The sequence below is a fragment of the Paenibacillus sp. FSL H8-0168 genome, assembly GCF_038592955.1.
GTDB lineage: Bacteria > Bacillota > Bacilli > Paenibacillales > Paenibacillaceae > Paenibacillus > Paenibacillus polymyxa_B.
Genome location: NZ_CP151948.1, coordinates 5,400,581 through 5,417,825 on the forward strand (window position 1 = coordinate 5,400,581; position 17,245 = coordinate 5,417,825).

Annotated in this window: 14 protein-coding genes and 1 riboswitch; of the genes, 6 read left to right on the forward strand and 8 right to left on the reverse strand. The window is 47.3% G+C overall.

The features are described from left to right. The first annotated feature begins 169 nt into the window (after nucleotides 1-169). Entirely contained in the window at nucleotides 170-487 is a 318-nt protein-coding gene (locus tag MHI21_RS23905) for a hypothetical protein (protein ID WP_341162849.1), read from the forward strand. Nucleotides 488-851: 364 nt separating this feature from the next. Here MHI21_RS23905 and MHI21_RS23910 read toward each other — a convergent pair whose 3' ends face one another. The 5 genes from MHI21_RS23910 to MHI21_RS23930 are packed head-to-tail and all read right to left on the reverse strand — an operon-like array spanning nucleotide 852 to nucleotide 5,172. Beyond that, nucleotides 852-1,049, reverse strand: coding sequence for a GerAB/ArcD/ProY family transporter (locus MHI21_RS23910; protein WP_341162848.1), 198 nt, complete (start codon nucleotides 1,047-1,049; stop codon nucleotides 852-854). Then, the gene (locus MHI21_RS23915) at nucleotides 1,031-1,183 is read right to left on the reverse strand and encodes a hypothetical protein (RefSeq protein WP_231109455.1); all 153 of its coding nucleotides are present in this window, start codon (nucleotides 1,181-1,183) and stop codon (nucleotides 1,031-1,033) included. Before MHI21_RS23915 ends, MHI21_RS23910 begins: the two co-directional genes overlap by 19 nt. Beyond that, on the reverse strand, nucleotides 1,180-2,292 hold the full coding sequence (locus MHI21_RS23920) for a GerAB/ArcD/ProY family transporter (protein WP_342419030.1): 1,113 nt from the start codon (nucleotides 2,290-2,292) through the stop codon (nucleotides 1,180-1,182). The genes MHI21_RS23915 and MHI21_RS23920 overlap by 4 nt, the downstream gene beginning before the upstream one ends. Nucleotides 2,293-2,318: 26 nt before the next feature. Then, nucleotides 2,319-3,560, reverse strand: a complete 1,242-nt coding sequence (locus tag MHI21_RS23925; RefSeq protein ID WP_341162845.1) for a Ger(x)C family spore germination protein — start codon at nucleotides 3,558-3,560, stop codon at nucleotides 2,319-2,321. Continuing rightward, complete coding sequence (locus tag MHI21_RS23930) at nucleotides 3,538-5,172, reverse strand: spore germination protein (RefSeq protein WP_341162844.1); 1,635 nt, start codon at nucleotides 5,170-5,172, stop codon at nucleotides 3,538-3,540. Before MHI21_RS23930 ends, MHI21_RS23925 begins: the two co-directional genes overlap by 23 nt. 223 nt (nucleotides 5,173-5,395) lie before the next feature. Here MHI21_RS23930 and MHI21_RS23935 point away from each other — a divergent pair, with 223 nt between their 5' ends. Further along, a complete protein-coding gene (locus MHI21_RS23935; protein ID WP_341162843.1) occupies nucleotides 5,396-6,487 on the forward strand; it encodes a diguanylate cyclase in 1,092 nt (363 codons plus the stop codon). Nucleotides 6,488-6,554: 67 nt separating this feature from the next. Here MHI21_RS23935 and MHI21_RS23940 read toward each other — a convergent pair whose 3' ends face one another. Beyond that, entirely contained in the window at nucleotides 6,555-7,028 is a 474-nt protein-coding gene (locus MHI21_RS23940) for an Rrf2 family transcriptional regulator (RefSeq protein ID WP_341162842.1), read from the reverse strand. 66 nt (nucleotides 7,029-7,094) lie between these two features. Beyond that, the gene (locus MHI21_RS23945) at nucleotides 7,095-10,043 is read right to left on the reverse strand and encodes a glycoside hydrolase family 3 C-terminal domain-containing protein (RefSeq protein ID WP_342419031.1); all 2,949 of its coding nucleotides are present in this window, start codon (nucleotides 10,041-10,043) and stop codon (nucleotides 7,095-7,097) included. Nucleotides 10,044-10,276: 233 nt separating this feature from the next. On the opposite strand from MHI21_RS23945, the gene MHI21_RS23950 reads away from it, so the two are divergent. The 4 genes from MHI21_RS23950 to metE all read left to right on the forward strand — a co-directional run bounded on the left by MHI21_RS23950 (nucleotide 10,277) and on the right by metE (nucleotide 16,340). After that, a complete protein-coding gene (locus MHI21_RS23950; RefSeq protein WP_160789270.1) occupies nucleotides 10,277-10,747 on the forward strand; it encodes an AbrB/MazE/SpoVT family DNA-binding domain-containing protein in 471 nt (156 codons plus the stop codon). 291 nt (nucleotides 10,748-11,038) lie between these two features. Then, complete coding sequence (locus MHI21_RS23955; protein WP_341162840.1) at nucleotides 11,039-12,988, forward strand: anaerobic ribonucleoside triphosphate reductase; 1,950 nt, start codon at nucleotides 11,039-11,041, stop codon at nucleotides 12,986-12,988. After that, complete coding sequence (gene nrdG / locus MHI21_RS23960; protein WP_322155045.1) at nucleotides 12,985-13,482, forward strand: anaerobic ribonucleoside-triphosphate reductase activating protein; 498 nt, start codon at nucleotides 12,985-12,987, stop codon at nucleotides 13,480-13,482. The genes MHI21_RS23955 and nrdG overlap by 4 nt, the downstream gene beginning before the upstream one ends. Nucleotides 13,483-13,665: 183 nt before the next feature. Next, a riboswitch (cobalamin riboswitch) is annotated at nucleotides 13,666-13,862 on the forward strand. 159 nt (nucleotides 13,863-14,021) lie between these two features. Then, complete coding sequence (gene metE / locus MHI21_RS23965) at nucleotides 14,022-16,340, forward strand: 5-methyltetrahydropteroyltriglutamate--homocysteine S-methyltransferase (protein ID WP_341162839.1); 2,319 nt, start codon at nucleotides 14,022-14,024, stop codon at nucleotides 16,338-16,340. 88 nt (nucleotides 16,341-16,428) lie between these two features. On the opposite strand, the gene MHI21_RS23970 is transcribed toward metE, so the two are convergent. After that, on the reverse strand, nucleotides 16,429-16,962 hold the full coding sequence (locus MHI21_RS23970) for a hypothetical protein (RefSeq protein ID WP_342419032.1): 534 nt from the start codon (nucleotides 16,960-16,962) through the stop codon (nucleotides 16,429-16,431). Nucleotides 16,963-17,245 lie beyond the last annotated feature (283 nt).

Genomic DNA, 17,245 nt, shown 5'->3' on the forward strand with positions numbered 1-17,245 from the left:
CCAACGCAGATTATATTAATTACAAACTTACAATCATAATAAAGATCAATTTAGAATAAGTATAAATCTTAATTTATTTCAAGTCAATGGGATCGGATAAATTGAACGGCTTTGCAACACAATGTATACATGGTACATGCTCAGCTCATACACATCGGAGGAATATTTTATGAAAATACTGTGGATATTTACACTCTTTATGATACTTATGCTCGGCACCATTCTGCTAGTGAACTGGCTATTCGGTACTCATACCCCGTGGGAGCCCATGGTATTGGCTTTTAGCACTATGCGTCCATCCGAATATATCGTCTTGGCAGGAATGCTCCTTTTGCTCTTTGTAAACGCGGGCAAAAAGCAAATAGGAAACGCATTTCGCTTCCTTTTCTCACGATGGTCACGTTTTCTGAGAGTTCCCTCTTCTAACTCTGCTTCTTCGCACCAGAGCAATCAGAAAAAACAGAACGGGGAAAAGGTAAACAAATAATGGATGAATATAGATTAGGAACTATCGCCCAAATTCAAAATGCTCACTCAGGCTTGCCCCCCCTATCTGGGACCATAGTAAAACAAGGATACCGCAAGAGAGCAGCGTCTTTCGATAGGGTAAACCAAATATATCGGATATCCCCACCGCGGCCGCATAAAAAACAAAGCCACTTTAAAAAAGTCTCCAATGATAACGGACATCAGTATAATGACATCTGGACGCTGCACGTATTCCGAAAGCTGTACATTCGCAAATGTACTTAAGTAATGGAAAAATAGAGCGCTCTGTTATAGCCGTACCCAGCACGGTTACATTTAATATTGCGACTTCAATTAAAACGATACCCCCAGCTAAAATGCCCTCATAACCTGCTCTGGTCATCTTGTGAAGGCTTATGTACACAAGGGATAAACATCATAAAGCAAATCATTTCACCGTATGGAAAAGCCAGACGTTCCCTGGTCACTGAACTGAGTATGGGCTTAAGGCCCTGACTCATTACGGGCATCAGCTCTTCCAGACGAATGCTGCCCGATAAGATTAATAATGTATTTCCCAAGATAATAACGATGTATTCCGTTCATATTCGTTATCCAAATTAATAATGACTGAGTTTCCCAGAATAAAATGAAACATGAGAATGTGCATTTGCCCGGTACTGATATATGTTTTGTTGGCAAAACGTTGACTCATGGCGCATTCTCCTCTCCTTTTTTAATCCGGGTCTTTTTCAGCCATGACACGATAAGCAGCAAGAAAGGAAAAAACACGGCAAATATCGGAAACAGCCATTTCAGCACAAACTCGCCTATTACAAGATGGTGTTGGTAGCCCAGAGCCATCAATATGCAAGAAACGAGCATGATCAGCCCAAATGGCAGGATCAGTTTACGGTAAGATATTCTTAATACATCCTCCGCAGCCTTAACCGTCGCATAATAGAAGATGAAGATTTTGAAAAAATCAAAAATAATAACGGTCATGACTCCAATTACATCGATCCTGTCGATTAAATCGGATATTTCTACCTTGCTGATCATCGAGAGCAGCGGGTAAGTCGCCCGTTTGAACACGTTCTCTCCCAGTGCAAGCACATTGGACAATGTAACAACAGACAGGAGCAGCCCCCCCAGCAATATAGCGGAGAGCCCTACCCCATTGGCACGGTAGCCCTTTTTTAATGTGGGGAGGATCATAGCAAACGTAACCATCTCTCCGTACGGGAGCATCACGGCTTGCGAATAAACAACTTGCCATATCGGCTGCCAGCCATGCTCGGCTATGGGCAATATATTGCCCATATCCACAATGCCTGCCAACAAAATCAATATATTCGTAACCAAGCCCAGCAGCAGCAGCAAAATCAACATGATGATGGCTGTCCGGCCTGCAACCTCGATTCCCAGATGCATCACATACATGACAAGTCCAATCATCAAGGCACAGATGATTGTCAACGGCGTATGCTGAAGTGTTCGGTCGGCAATCAGGATCCCCGTGTCCCGAAGATCCCGTGCTCCGCCGTAAAGAAAAAACACGATATATAAAAAAGCAAGCGCACTCCCTGCTTTCTTGCCCAAAAGGGTTCTGCAGTACTGTGTCATGAGCAAGTCGGGAAAGCGTCGGTGAAGGCTGCCATAGCATACAAAAAGCATTGCCCCAAAAACCATGGAAATGAGGATGGCGATCCATGCATCCTTACCCGCATTCCTTCCGGGAATAGACATCATAGATGTGCCCATCTCAAACAGCACCATAAGAGAGATCATCTCTTTTGCATCTATCTGTATCTTTTTTTTCACGGCCTTCCCTCCTTGTTCTATTTTCACTATTCTGATTCTCCCTTGGAATACGGGTTAGTCCGCGACTGCGTGTGTTTCAGTACAGAAGTCACTTGAATACGGACGGTGCTTTCCGCAAAAAAACGGCTCCATTCGGAAGAGAGTTTTTTCCATTTTTTAGGATGACTCCTCTCCAGCGCAAGGCCGAAGCCTATTACATCGCTGCGGGTACGCTGAATCTCCCTGACTGTTGAAGTGATCACTTTTTTCGTCTCCTCTGTCCATTGCTCCTGCAATCCTTTCATCGCCTCCGAACTTTGCAAGTTAATCGGGCACTCGGCTTCCTGTACCGCCCCGGTCTGTTTTAAGTTAATCACAAAAACAGGCTCCCCTTGCTCCATCTGAGTGTGTATATTGGTTGCAGAGAACAAGGTTTCGATGCCAATAGTTTCCCCATTCTTACCGCAGTTCAATGTTGTTTGGGCACTTTTTACCTTGTTGTTGATCATAGACAGTCCAATGGCCTGGTCATCGTCCAACCAGCGGACAAGCCGGTCCTTTTGAAATACCCCCATTCCGTTAATATGAACAATTGCTTTCGGTAAAATATTGTCCACATTGTTCTTGGTTGGGGCCTGCTCCAAATTTCCATCGACCTCAATGCCCGTCAGCACAGGACCGCCACCCTTATTGAACATGCTACGAATGACATCGTCGATAGTCACCGCGTAATCCCCGGCATACAAACGCTCCGATGTTTCCAACTTTCCTGAAATATCATTGGCGGGAATACGGCCGATCGCGGTCATGATTGCCAGCACATCCTTCCCAGTATTACCACGTGCCACCATCATTTTCACCGGCAGCCGGATTTCTGTAGACCTTTCCAGAAAATCCATCGTATCGCCGATTCCAGCCCGTGCCAGCTTTTCTCCAATAACGACCAGTCTGGTATGCGCCAGAGAAATGATCCGCGAAACCCTCTGTGAAGCTCTACGGATCGCTTGAAACAGATTCTTGCCCTTTTCCTGAAACAAGACGACAGGGGTGGCTCCTCTCGCTCTAGCTCCGGCTATTTCATCTGCCACGACTACCTGCAGGGAAACCGTATAGCCCGACTCCCCATCCGCATCAATACCTATAGCCGCGACTACTGCCCGCTGGTTCAGCTCCACTGAATCCCAGCAGCCAGATAGGAGTGGCATCAATACAAGCCCTACCAAACTCAGCATCCATATTCTCCATTTGAAGGTTACTGTGCCTCGGTTACTCCCCTTTTCCAGATGCACCCTGAGCGCCCCCCTCCCGCATCGGTGAAGTTTTATCGGAAGGGGAAATCCCGCTTCCATCCTTCATTCGTGTCTGATTCGTTGATGTAATACTTTTAGGACGTTTCCGCATCATCCAAAATGGCATTCGCAATACCGCATCCTTTTGACTCTCCAGCACAAAAGGACTGAAAGGGGCCATGTAGGGCACCCCAAAAGAGCGAAGGCTGTTCATATGGGCGATCAGCGCAATCAACCCCAATGTAATGCCATACAGCCCCATAAATGCAGCCAGCACCATAAAAACAAACCGGAACAGTCTCCCGGCTACCGCCATGTTATATGTCGGAATCGCGTAGCTGGCAATCCCCGTCAGCGCTACTACAATCGTGAGCAGCGGGGTGACGATTCCAGCCTCTACAGCCGCTTGTCCCAATACAAGCGCACCGATAACGGATACCGTTTGTCCGCCCACACGGGGCATTCGAATCCCTGCTTCTCGCAAAATTTCAAAGGTGATTTCCAGAATAAACGCCTCCAGAAATGCTGGAAAAGGGACAGATTCACGCTGCGCTAGTATACTGATGAGCAGTGGGGTTGGTATCATTTCATAATGATAAGTGGTTAAAGCGATGTAGAGAGAAGGCCCTAAAATCAGAATAATAAAGCTGATATACCGGATGAGTCGGACGACAGTCGCCATGTCATAACGTTCTGAATAATCGGAAGAACTTTGAAAAAATTGAGCAAATACAGTAGGCATCACCAGTACAAATGGATTTCCATCGACGATGAGTGCAACCCGCCCCTCCATAATGTTGCTGCTAATCGTATCCGGTCTTTCTGAGTTATAGATCGTTGGAAATGGTGTGAGATTTTGGTCCTGTATCATCTCTTCTACCATGCCGGATTCAAATATGGCGTCAATATTGATGGCTTTTACCCGTTTGCGAACTTCATCTACGACACTTGAATCTGCAATATTTTTCATATACAGTATGGCCACATTCGTGAGGGACGTACTTCCCACTTTGAACATCTCCATCGTAAGATCGGAGCTTTTAATCCGCCGACGTACAAGAGAGACGTTCGTGAACAGGGATTCCACAAATCCATCCTTCGGCCCCTGAACGACAGACTGTGTGGAGGGCTCGTTAACCGCCCGCGTCTCTCCTCCGCGTGTGCCGCATGCGATGGTTTTTTTACAGCCTTCCAGCAGAATGATCGTATCTCCCATCAAGAGTTGTTCCATCATGGAATTCCAATCATCGCAATCCTTCACTTCACCCAGTTCCAGCGCATGAGCCTGTATCCGATTGTAAAGCTCTTCTGCACTTTCTACCTCAGCAGCCACCTCGGCAGATGGCCGGCTAAGCAATGATTTCATGACGAGCTCATTCACCGTATCCGTCTTGACCATACTATCTAGAAATACAATGGCGGCAGGAACATCCGCCTTTAGTCCGACATTAAAACGGCGAATCAAGAAGTCTGGGCTGTTTGACGTCGATTCCTTAATTTGCTGCAAGTTGGTTTCCAAATGCGCCTCAATCTTTAAAGAACGTGAAGAATTTTCATTATTCTTGTCCGCACCCGACTTTTTATTATGTTTGCGATAGGGATAGCGAATCATGAGCAACCTCATCTCCAGTAAGGCAGCAATAGATACCGCCCATTTTTCCTTATTCTTGTATCTTTGGAGTATGCTCAATCTATTCCCAGTTATGCACCAAACACGTGAACGAAACGTCATAAGCGCACCAGCGTAATAAATTTCAATAAATTCTTCATTTGCAAGCTTAATGTCAGTTTTTTTGATAAAATGAAGGAATATGCCTCTCGGGAGGGTTAGCATCTTGTTCAGTACGTTTTTTGTAAATACCTGTATCCTTGTCACCTTTTTGTACATAACCGGCCTTATATCACAAAGATATAAAATCCGGCTGCACACCTTGAAGCGTAAGATACATTGGATTGGAGGCGCCCTTTTTGGGTGCTACGGCATTGTCATGATGTACTATTCAATTCCAGTAGGATTTAATACGATTGCCGATCTTCGTCATTTGGCCATCGTAGCTACCGCAACGTATATCGGCGCCCCAGCAGCACTCATGGCTACCCTGTTTATATGTGTAGGTAGATTATTACTATTTGGTATTAACACTCAAGCCATCGTAGGCGCTATTTTTATGATGCTCGCTGGGCTGGGGTGCGCTTTATTTTCACATCTGTCCTGGTCACGTTTACCCAAGCTGATGATTATGAACGTTTTTGCTTTGGGCATTATATTCTGTCCCCTTATGATTAATTTGAAAAATCTTGATGATGTTCTGCACGTGTATCCGCTCCAATTCTTCATTTCCATGGTCGGCGGATGTCTTCTGTACCTCATTGCTGAATCTATCAACACATCCAATGAGCTGTTACTTCGACTGGAGCATACCTCCTACACAGACCATCTCACTAATTTAAGCAACAGAAGACAGCTTGAGTTTTCATTGGAAGAGAAGCTCCCTCAAGCTCGCCAACGTCATGAGCACTTATCTGTACTGGTGTTGGATATTGATCACTTCAAGGAAGTCAACGATACCTACGGACATGCGGCAGGAGATGCAGTGCTGCGCCAGCTTGGGCAGATTTTAATGGAAAAATGTCGTCCTAATGATGTAGTCACCCGCAGCGGGGGGGAAGAATTCACCGTGCTTTTGCCGAATTGTGCTTTTCGACAAGCGCTGCGCATAGCTAATCAGATTCTAAGTGGAGTAAATCAGCACGAGTTTATTTTAGCGGACGATCTTGTTCTTAAAGTCACGGTGTCCATCGGCGTGACGACCTTTCCTGGTACCGGGGAAGATATGTCCGGGGCAGCCCTGCTGGAGCAGGCAGATAAAGCACTATACGAAGCTAAAAATGCAGGACGTAACCGGGTTTGCTCATATGAAATATAATTTGAGGCATGACCATTTCATAGAAATAGCCGATACAACCCTCTCTTGAGAGTCGTATCGGCTATTATCATTTTGAATCTTCATTATGATTGCATTTCCCCACCACGAGTGATGTACGATTGGCAAGCGAAGCCAGCGTATGGGACCCCCATACTTCTAGCATACGTTGTTCGCTCTCGGCTAAAATTTCGGATACGGCTATCGCCAACTCCTCACAAAAAGGATTGGTTTCCGGTTCATGCATCATACCCGGGAAAATCGGATCACATATTTCAATGGCGTGGTATATATCGGCAAGTGTAATATGGTTGGCCGAGCGGGTAAGCACATAGCCTCCCTCACGACCTTCTCGTGCTGCAATCAAATCTGCCTGTACAAGTCGCGTCAGCACCCTGCGCACCAAAGTGACTTCGCAGTCAATGGAACGAGCAATAGAACCGCTGGCACAGAGTTCTCCGTGCTTTTCCAAATAGACAAGCGCCTTTACCGCCACCCCAAGCCATTTGGGCGTTGCGGTGCGTAGTCGTTTTTCACTATTCAAATGAGATGACACCCCTAAGCTGTAGAAACTTCGTTGAATGCATTGTACGTGATGTCAGAAGTAAGTTCAAGCCTGAAAGCCGGAATCCTCTGTAGCATTAGCGCCCAAAGTAAAATGAGCTAGCCGCACTTCCCCGCTCAATAACAGGTATACATCACGTGTGCCAGAGACTGAATGTACCGCTTCCGCGAGCGTAGTCCATGCTTGTGCCCCTCCTGTATTGCCCACGTTCACACGTGCCACAGTTTCCCTATCCGGCGCATCCAAACGCAGCTCAATTGTGGCATCGCTGCTGTTGCCTGATACGCGGCACTGAAGCTCGACCACACTCACCGTATCCATGTCTACGCCATGAAAGGCAATCCAACCGGAACGTTGAGGTGTCCGCGGACGTACACAAGCCTCCCTTTGCTCCTTGCTTTCATCCAGTACGATGTCGGAGCAATCATCAAAGTTTTCAGCGCGGATACTTTGTCCGGCTTGGCGTGGCGGAATAACTTCGCCACGAACGTACACAGGGTGCTCCAATCGGATATCCGCTGAGGAAGCGCCCGCCAGCAGTGTATATTCACCCGATTCAACGCAATAGCAATCCCGTGTGACATCCCAAATCGCCCAATCCTTCACCCGAATCGTAAAGGAAACCGTTCGCCTCTCACCTGGCTCTAGGCGAATGCGTTGAAATCCGCACAATGTCTTCAACGGTCGCTTTACTCGTGAGGCTCCGGGCCGTACATAGAGTTGTACAACCTCTTCACCAGCAGCTACGCCCCGATTCGTCACCTCTACCCACACCTGGAGCGTATCCACGGCATCCAGTGTAGCAATAGACTTTACGCTATCCTTTGGGGCATCCGTACGCAGGTCATTATATTCAAAAGGCGAATACGTCAATCCATGACCAAACGGATATAAAGGTTCACCTTCAAAATATTGATAAGTACGACCGCCGCGAATAATATCGTAATCTTTAATGTCGCCCAATTGATCCTCGCTCTGAACCCAGGTCATGTTCAAACGCCCCGCTGGCGCGTAATCTCCAAATAACACATCCGCTATTGCTGTACCATGCTCTTGTCCCGCATGAGACGTGTATACGATCGCTGGAATATGCTCCTGAACCCAAGGGATGGCAAATGGATAGCTGCCCGTCAGAACCACAATCGTATTCGGATTGACGCGATACACTTCCTCGATAAGCCGTTGCTGGGAAGCTGCAAGTTCCAAGCCTGGGCGGTCATTCTCTTCCTTTCCATTGATGAGCGGGTGATTTCCAACAAATACAATTGCTGTATCTGCCGCTTGCGCAGCGGCTATCGCTTCCGCTAAACCATCTGATACCGTCTCTACCTGGAATGTTGTATGGCTCTGTCCTGAAAATGTCGAGGCTGTCGAGGCGTTACTCCCTACAGCGTTAGGTGCGGAGCTTTCAGCTACTTTTAATGAGCCCTCCGTTCCCGCAATCACTGGTTTGCCATTCCATGTTGTCCACAGATGCTCTCCTTGTTCAACAGGAGTCAGCCCCAAGACCTCTTTGACATACCAGCCGTACGCTTCATCAGCTGTCACACGGAGCGTCTCCTCATCACTCGTCACGTAAGTACCCAGATGCTCATCATGTAACGTCACACTGCCATAGCCCCAATCCGTCATGGTCAATACCGTTGGGTCTCCATCCTGGGACAGGCGCATCTCACCGGAAGAATCGACTGTGAGCTTCGCCCCGTCATTCGCCGCCGTCAAGGTCACGCGATTTTTGGCATCACGGTACACGACGCGTTCCTTCTCGTCCTCGTTTTGCAGCTTGGCACGAATCGCCTCCAGCGGTGTAACCCGGTAGGGCAGCGTACCGGAATACCAGTCGCGGTACACCTCATTGCCATGCGTACCAATGACCGCTACTTTGCCGCACCGGACAGGGTTCAAAGGCAAGAGTTCATGCTCATTTTTAAGCAATACGATCTGCTCCCTCGCCGCACGCAACGACAATTCACGGGCTTGCTCTGTCAGGAGAGCTTCCTCTCCGATTGAGGCATAAGGATTGTCTGCCGCCAGATCAAATTCCCCCAAACGAAAACGGACACGGTACGTATGGAACAATGCCCGATCCAAGTCTTCTTCTTGTAGCGTTCCTTGCGCCAAGGCTTCACGAATTGCCTGTTTGGAGAGCTCTGTATCATCTGTAATGCTGTCAATTCCCGCCCGAATAGATTCGGCCACACCTGGTGTGTGGGAATCGTAATACTGATGATCGTTGACAATCCCCATGACATCACCCGCATCACTTACGACAAAGCCGTCCATCCCCCATTCGTCCCTGACAATATCGTTAACCCCATGATATAACGTAGCAGGTGTTCCATTAATCAGGTTGTAAGAAGTCATCATCGACTGGGCGCCGCCTTCCGTAAAAGGCTTCTCAAAGGCTCTTAGGTAATATTCTCGCAGGTTTCGTGGATCTATACTGGAGGAGCCACTTCCCCGATCCACTTCATTATTGTTACCCAGAAAATGTTTTAAAGTGGCAACCGCTTTCAAATATACCGGATGATCCCCCTGTATCCCCTTGACTAACTCCTTTGACAGCTCTCCCGTCAAATATGGATCTTCGCCGTAAGCTTCCTCATTGCGTCCCCACCTCGGGTCACGCTCCATATCCACTGTAGGTGCCCACAGGGTCAGACCGTTTAATTTGGGATCACGACGATAGTAAACACGCGCCTCATCTGCGATAACAGAGCCGATGAGGCGCATTAATTCCGTATCCCAAGTACATGCCAATCCTACAGGCTGAGGAAATGAAGTCGCCTCACCCAACCATGCTATCCCGTGTGCCGCTTCCGTACCGTGCTTATAAGCTGCGACTCCCAATCGGTCAATGGCCGGCTGGTATTGCAACATGGATTCAACCTTTTCCTCCAAGGTTAGTCGCGACACAAGATCCCGTACACGCTCATCCAGATGAATCTTCGGATCTTGAAATAAATATTCGATACTCGTTGTTTCATGACTCATATCCGTCATCTCCTTAGCTTAATTAAGATGATAAAAAGTTCATTTATGAAAGCGTTTTAATATATCATAGCTAAAAAGGGGTACCCCGGCAACAAACCGAAAGCATCCTATACTGGTTGAAAGAGAGACCGCAGCATAAAGACAAAAAAAGTTGTATTTTACCTTCAATATACAAAGCTAAAAATAATATTTTTTGGTATAATCAGGATATATCACTGAAGGAGGAAGCGCTAATGAAAAATACCGGAATGACAAGGCCTCTGGATCAATTGGGGCGGATTGTACTCCCTAAGGAAATGCGCACCACAATGGACATCAATATCGGTGATTCACTTGAATTTTTCGTAGATGAAGAAGGGTTTGTACTAAGAAAATACACCGGTGTCTCCTGCAAATTTTGCGGCGCGGTGGATCATTTAACTTATTTTCGCGACAGCTTTATTTGCGCAGAGTGCATCCAGGTATTAAAGACCGATGAAAATGTGCATGCCACAAGCACCGATGCTATCCAGGCTCAAGAACATTCCAAGCCGACCCGAACCAACACAACCTGGCAGCCCAAGCAATCTAGAGTGCAGCAAGGTGAAATGGTAAAAAAGCTACGCAAGCTGATTCAGGAACACCCGAACCTGCCACAAAAAGTGTATGCCGAAATGCTAGATATTTCCCAAGGTCGGGTGTCCCAGTTGAAAAAGCTACTCTAAACCTTCTCAAAACAATATCCCAAGATCCTATACTATGTACTCGCAAGCCTATCATTTTCATCGCAACTACGATGGCCAGATATAGAGTAAGGTGCATATCCGCGGATGTGTCCCTTACTCTGTATCTGGCTTTTTTATGCTGCCCGCTCCTACCAATGTGACAATAGTCACATACTCTCAATGTATACGTATATACAATATATAGATCGAAACAATTGGTTAACACAAGATATCATCAATATGTTGTTTTTGTGAAAAATATATATATTTTACTATATGGAGGGTTTTACGATGAAGGTGCTGGAGGAACATCAATTATACGACATCGGCGAGCGGGTCATTGGGGCACAAGATCTGGACATGCTGCGGGAGAATGCAAATTTGAATGGAGAATCGTTCAGCGGCAAAATGAGCAAGCTTGGGTCCGAGTATGCCAAATGGTATGCGCGCCTGCGGGTACTTCCGCCTGAACTGACGAACGCGATTGACCACGGGTATGTATATGTTCACGATTTGGACCAATATGCACTCGGAACTACAAATTGTATCTTTATCCCTTTTGGTCGTTTACTGCGAGACGGCTTCAATACAGGCAACGGCTCTGTGCGCACACCGCAAACGATTATGTCTGCTATGGCACTAGTCGCCATCATATTCCAGTCTCAGCAAAACAGCCAATTCGGAGGTGTCTCTGCCAATAAAATCGATTGGGACCTTGCCCCATACGTTGCCCGGTCCTTCCGCAAGCATCTGCGCAAGGGACTCCGGTTGTTCGAGGAAAAGATAGAATCCAGTCTGTCTGACGACGAACTACATATGGCCAATCCCCATTTGCAAGAAGTCTGCCCTCGTTCCTACGCATTCGCACGCGAAGAAACGGAAACGGAAACCCGGCAGGCTGCTGAATCGCTCATTCATAACCTGAACACCATGAGCAGTCGGGCGGGGGGACAGATTCCATTCACTTCACTGAATTACGGAATGTGCACGTCTGCTGAGGGACGGCTTGTTACTCAATCGCTGCTAGAGGCCACTATTCGCGGCTTGGGCAGCGGGGAAACTCCTATTTTTCCACAACATATTTTCCAATGTAAAGAGGGAATCAACCAGGCAGAAGGCGACATCAATTATGATTTGTTCTTACGGGCGGTAGAATGCTCTAGCAGACGGATGTATCCCAATTTTGTGAATGTGGATGCTACCTTTAACTTGCCTTTTTACCGTGCTGATGATCCAGATACCATTATAGCGACAATGGGTTGCCGTACCCGCACCATTTCTGACCGTTTCGGTAGAAACCGGCAGAGTGGCAAGGGGAATCTCTCCTTCAATACCATTAATCTGGTGCGACTTGGCATTGAGTATGGTATTTGCACAGGCAAACGCCTAACACCTGACCGTGATCGCTTTGATGCGAGACTAGAAGAAGTTATGCGCATTGCGGTAGATGGCCTAATCCATCGCTATCAAATCCAGACCAACCAGCCGGCCAAAGCTTCGGACTTTATGATGCGCGAAGGGGTATGGGAAGGTGGAGAACAACTGGCGCCAGATGATAAGGTGGGAAGCGTACTAAAACACGGTACGCTTTCGATCGGGTTCATCGGGCTGGCTGAGTGCATGAAGGCACTATACGGGAAACACCACGGAGAGGATGATTTCGTATACCGCGAGGCACAGCGAATCATCACTTCCATGCGCGTGTATTGCGATCGAATGAGTGAATATCACAATCTAAATATTACATTATTTGCTACGCCTGCCGAAGGTCTGTCGGGCAAGTTCACATTGCTGGATCAACGTGATTTCGGGATTATTCCTGAGGTAAATGATCGAGAATATTACACGAATTCTTTTCATATTCCCGTGTATTACACGCTCCCGGCTGCTCGTAAAATCAGCTTGGAAGCTCCGTTCCATAACCTATGCAACGCTGGTGCGATTTCATACATCGAGCTGGACGGTAATGCGCGGAATAACCCGGATGCGTTTCTTAAAATTGTTCAGTACGCGCTGCATCAGAACATCGGCTATTTCTCCATCAACCATCCGGTGGATCGTTGTACGGAATGTGGTTATGAAGGGATTATCGGGACAAGCTGCCCCCAATGTGGCACAGATGAGGAGCACACACACTTTCAGCGCTTACGTCGGGTAACCGGATATCTGACAGGAGATTATACCGTTCGCTTTAATGCTGCAAAACAGGCAGAAGTTCGAGACCGGGTGAAACATAAGTGAATTTGTGTGGCTACATTCCGGAATCTCTGAACGAAGGATACGGCTTGCGCACCGTTGTGTTCATTAGCGGTTGCCGTCATGCCTGTCCTGGATGCTTTAATCCAGCGTCGTGGAGCTTCCGTGCAGGCGAGCCATTCACCCCCCAACGACAACAGGAGGTCATTCGTGACATCATGGAAAATCCGTTGTTGGATGGACTGACTCTCTGCGGGGGAGACCCGTTTTTCTCAGCAGCAGAATGCTCGCAATTTGTGCGTGACTTCCGCGAGGCCTGTCCCGACCGAACCGTGTGGGCTTACACTGGCTTTGTCTATGAAGATCTACTCACAGATCAGGAGCGACAGGAACTGGCGCTTTTGTGCGATGTGATTGTGGATGGTCGTTTTGTAGAACAGCAAAAGGACCTGACCCTTCCCTTCCGGGGCAGTCGCAACCAGCGTCTGGTAGATGTAAAAGCCAGCATTCAGGCAGGTTATACCGTTTCATTGACATAAGGCGATGCTTACCCAGCAAGCAAAATGCTATATCTAATCTAAGACAAGCCCCCATCATGGGTAAGGCTTGTCTTTTTTTCATATAGCTAACAGATTCCATTGGAGTTTCTATTGCGCATCCTGTAAGTTTCACTTATGATGGTGAACAAGTATACGAGTGCATAATTATTCGTCATACCTTAACCGCATAGCTTGGAGATAGGTGTCTGTTCTATTCAGATCAGGCTTAAAAGGGAAGCCGGTGCAAATCCGGCACGGTCCCGCCACTGTAAACGGGGAACTTTCAGCTGTTCATATATCCACTGGTCCACAGACTGGGAAGGAATGCTGAGCGTCATGATCCGTAAGTCAGGAGACCTGCCTATTTTAACAACATCGCAAGTACCTACGGAAGATAGGGAGGTGTTAAGAGCAGTCGCCGTATTTTTGATTTTTTAATCACGGAGGCATTCTTTCCCCTACTTATTTTTAATCTTGGGGGGAAGAATGCCTTTTTTGGTACGTAAAAATAAAACAGCTACCCGCTAGGAGGAAAGTACATGTCCATTATCGAACGGCCTGAATTGTCCGGCTTAATTAGCAGTAATCTGGGATATCCGCGTATCGGCGAAAATCGGGAATGGAAGAAAGCACTGGAACGCTTCTGGAACGGCAGCATTAACGAAAGCGAACTGCAGACGGAGATGAAAAGATTACGGTTGGAGCATCTGAGCAAGCAGCGCGACAAGGGGATTGATCGCATTCCTGTCGGAGACTTCTCCTATTACGATCACATGCTGGATATATCTGTGATGTTCGGTCTGGTTCCCGAACGGTTCAACTATCGTCCCGCGGGTCCGGTTCCTCTGTCCGTGTATTTCGGGATCGCTCGCGGTCAGAAGGGAGCAACCGCCAGTGAAATGACCAAATGGATGAATACCAATTATCACTACATCGTTCCCGAATTGGCAAATGCAGTCCCGGTATTCACTGAAAATAAACCCTTACAGGCTTATCGTGAAGCAAAACAGGAACTAGGCATTGATGGGAAACCGGTCCTCATCGGCCCCTATTCATTCGTTACCCTTTCCAAAGGCTATGATCGTAAGGAGCTTGCCTCTATTATAAGAACCTTCCTGCCTTTATACACCCGTGTCCTGTCTGAACTAGCAGCAGAAGGTGTTCAGTGGGTCCAAATCGATGAACCTGTCCTGACCACCTCATTCCCAGTAGAGGATCTGGACATTATTCAGGAAGTCTATGAAGCTTTGACCCAAGCTGCGCCCTCCTTAAATATAATGCTGCAAACCTACTTTGGCAGCCTAGATCATTATGAGCGTCTGTCCGCACTTCCGGTACAGGGGCTGGGTCTTGATTTTGTGTATGATGATGGCGAAAATCTTCAGCATATATTGCAGCATGGCTTCCCTAAAGGAAAAACGCTGGGCGCTGGTGTCATTGACGGACGCAATATATGGCGCAGCGACCTGAACGCTGTAGCAGCTCTGCTGGGTCAGTTAGCAGAACAGACCACTGCCGAGCAGCTTATCGTACAGCCATCATGCAGTCTGCTACATGTGCCAGTCAGCCTGGAGGCAGAGCACAAGCTGGACAAGGAGCTGGTGCAAGCGCTGGCCTTTGCTGATGAAAAGCTAGAGGAAATCGCCATTCTGACGGCTGCACTTGGCAAACACGATCCATCCGCACTCACCAAGCTTGGACAAAGTGCAGATGCGGTAGCCCGTTTCAACAGTTCAGCGGCACGTGTACAGACAACTGCCGATCTGGCCGACCTGTTGGCCAAAGAGCCTCTATCACGCAGCGTTCCTTTCGCCGAGCGTCGTGAGATTCAGCAAAATAAGCTGAAGTTGCCTCCACTGCCTACGACGACCATTGGTAGCTTCCCGCAAACCGCCGAGATCCGCAAGGCCCGCCTGCACTATCGCAAAGGAGAATGGTCTGCCGAGCAATACCGAACGTTCATCCAACAGCAAATTAAGGAATGGATTGATATTCAGGAGGACATTGGCATTGACGTGCTTGTACATGGGGAATTTGAGCGGACCGACATGGTTGAATTTTTTGGCGAAAAGCTGAACGGCTTTGCTTTTACGCAAAACGGATGGGTGCAGTCCTACGGCTCCCGCTGTGTCAAACCGCCGATTATATACGGAGACGTTTCCTTCGATCAGCCCATGACCGTGGAAGAAACGGCATTCGCCCAATCGTTAACCTCCAAGCCTGTTAAGGGAATGCTTACAGGTCCTGTGACCATTTTGAACTGGTCTTTCGAACGTAATGATATTCCTCGTAGTCAAGTTGCTTTGCAATTGGCTCTGGCATTACGGGCAGAGGTAGAGGCACTGGAACAAGCGGGCATACGCATGATTCAAGTCGATGAGCCTGCAATTCGTGAAGGGCTTCCGCTGAAAAAAGAACAGCAGCAAGCCTATCTGGATTGGGCGGTTCAAGCCTTCCTTGTGACCACGGCCACCGTTGAGCCAGCGACCCAAATCCATACGCATATGTGCTATTCCGAATTTCAGCATATGATTCAGTCCATCTCCGATATGGATGCCGACGTTATATCTATTGAAACCTCGCGAAGCCACGGAGAACTGATTGTCAGCTTTGAAGAGCAGGTATACGACAAAGGCATCGGTCTGGGCGTGTACGATATCCACAGCCCGCGCATCCCCGATGTATCTGAAATGCTAAGCATGATCCAGCGTGCCCTGCGCGTACTGCCATCAGATTTGTTCTGGGTTAATCCGGACTGTGGTCTGAAAACCCGCACCAAGGAGGAATCTGTCGCCGCCTTGCGGCAAATGGTACAAGCGGCTCAAGCAGCCCGGGCTGCATTGGCTGTATCCAATTAATTTTTTTTATCGTATCCAATCGCGCCATCATTTTCGCTTATCGTATTCCCCTTTCCGGCCCTTATTGCTAAAAGCCAGGAAGGGGGATTTATTCTAGATCATATAATGTATATACGCCTTGAATATGCTCCATTTTCATCTGCTTCATATGTACGCCTAAGCCATGTTCCCGATCCCAGGAGCAACTAAAATTCAAATACAGTTCATCCTTTGCCGATGAGTCGGAAATCAGTATAGACATAAGCTGTATTCGATCCAACAATTGTTCCGGCCGCTCCACATAAGGCGCATATTCATCTGGGTCCTCTCCCCATGTACTGTAAGCATTACGGTACTTTTCCACTATGCCAGCATAATGATGGTGTATGGACTCCAATACTTGAGGATGAATAGCTGACGAATATTCCATATACTGCTCCCATGTCTTTTTTTGCAACTGTGTAGGTTCTTCTATAGTCTGTGCCTGTTCTTCGGAGTCGGCTCCCACGATAAATTCGACTTCTACTTCCGAGGGCTGCCCGCAAAAATTAACATGTACTACACCACGCAGAACAATCTCCTCAGATACATCCCAAGACTCATCATCCTGTTCCAGTTCCATATACCAGTGTTTCCAGTCCATCCTTTTACCCACCTCTTCATAAAAAGTAATCTTTAACCCTATTGAATACTTTACAATCTATCATTTTAATGAATGAAATTAAAGTAGCATCCTATTTGAGCTTACAGCCATATTTCGAGGAATTTCCAAATAAAAATACTTTTTTCTACAACATTCGCTATTCAATAAAGCCTTCAAGAAAGAAAATCTGCCCATTTCGGCACAAATATTTTATTATTAAAAATTTAGTACCTTGCATTAATCAGTACATGATGTTAAATTATACCTGACTACTGTTCTATAA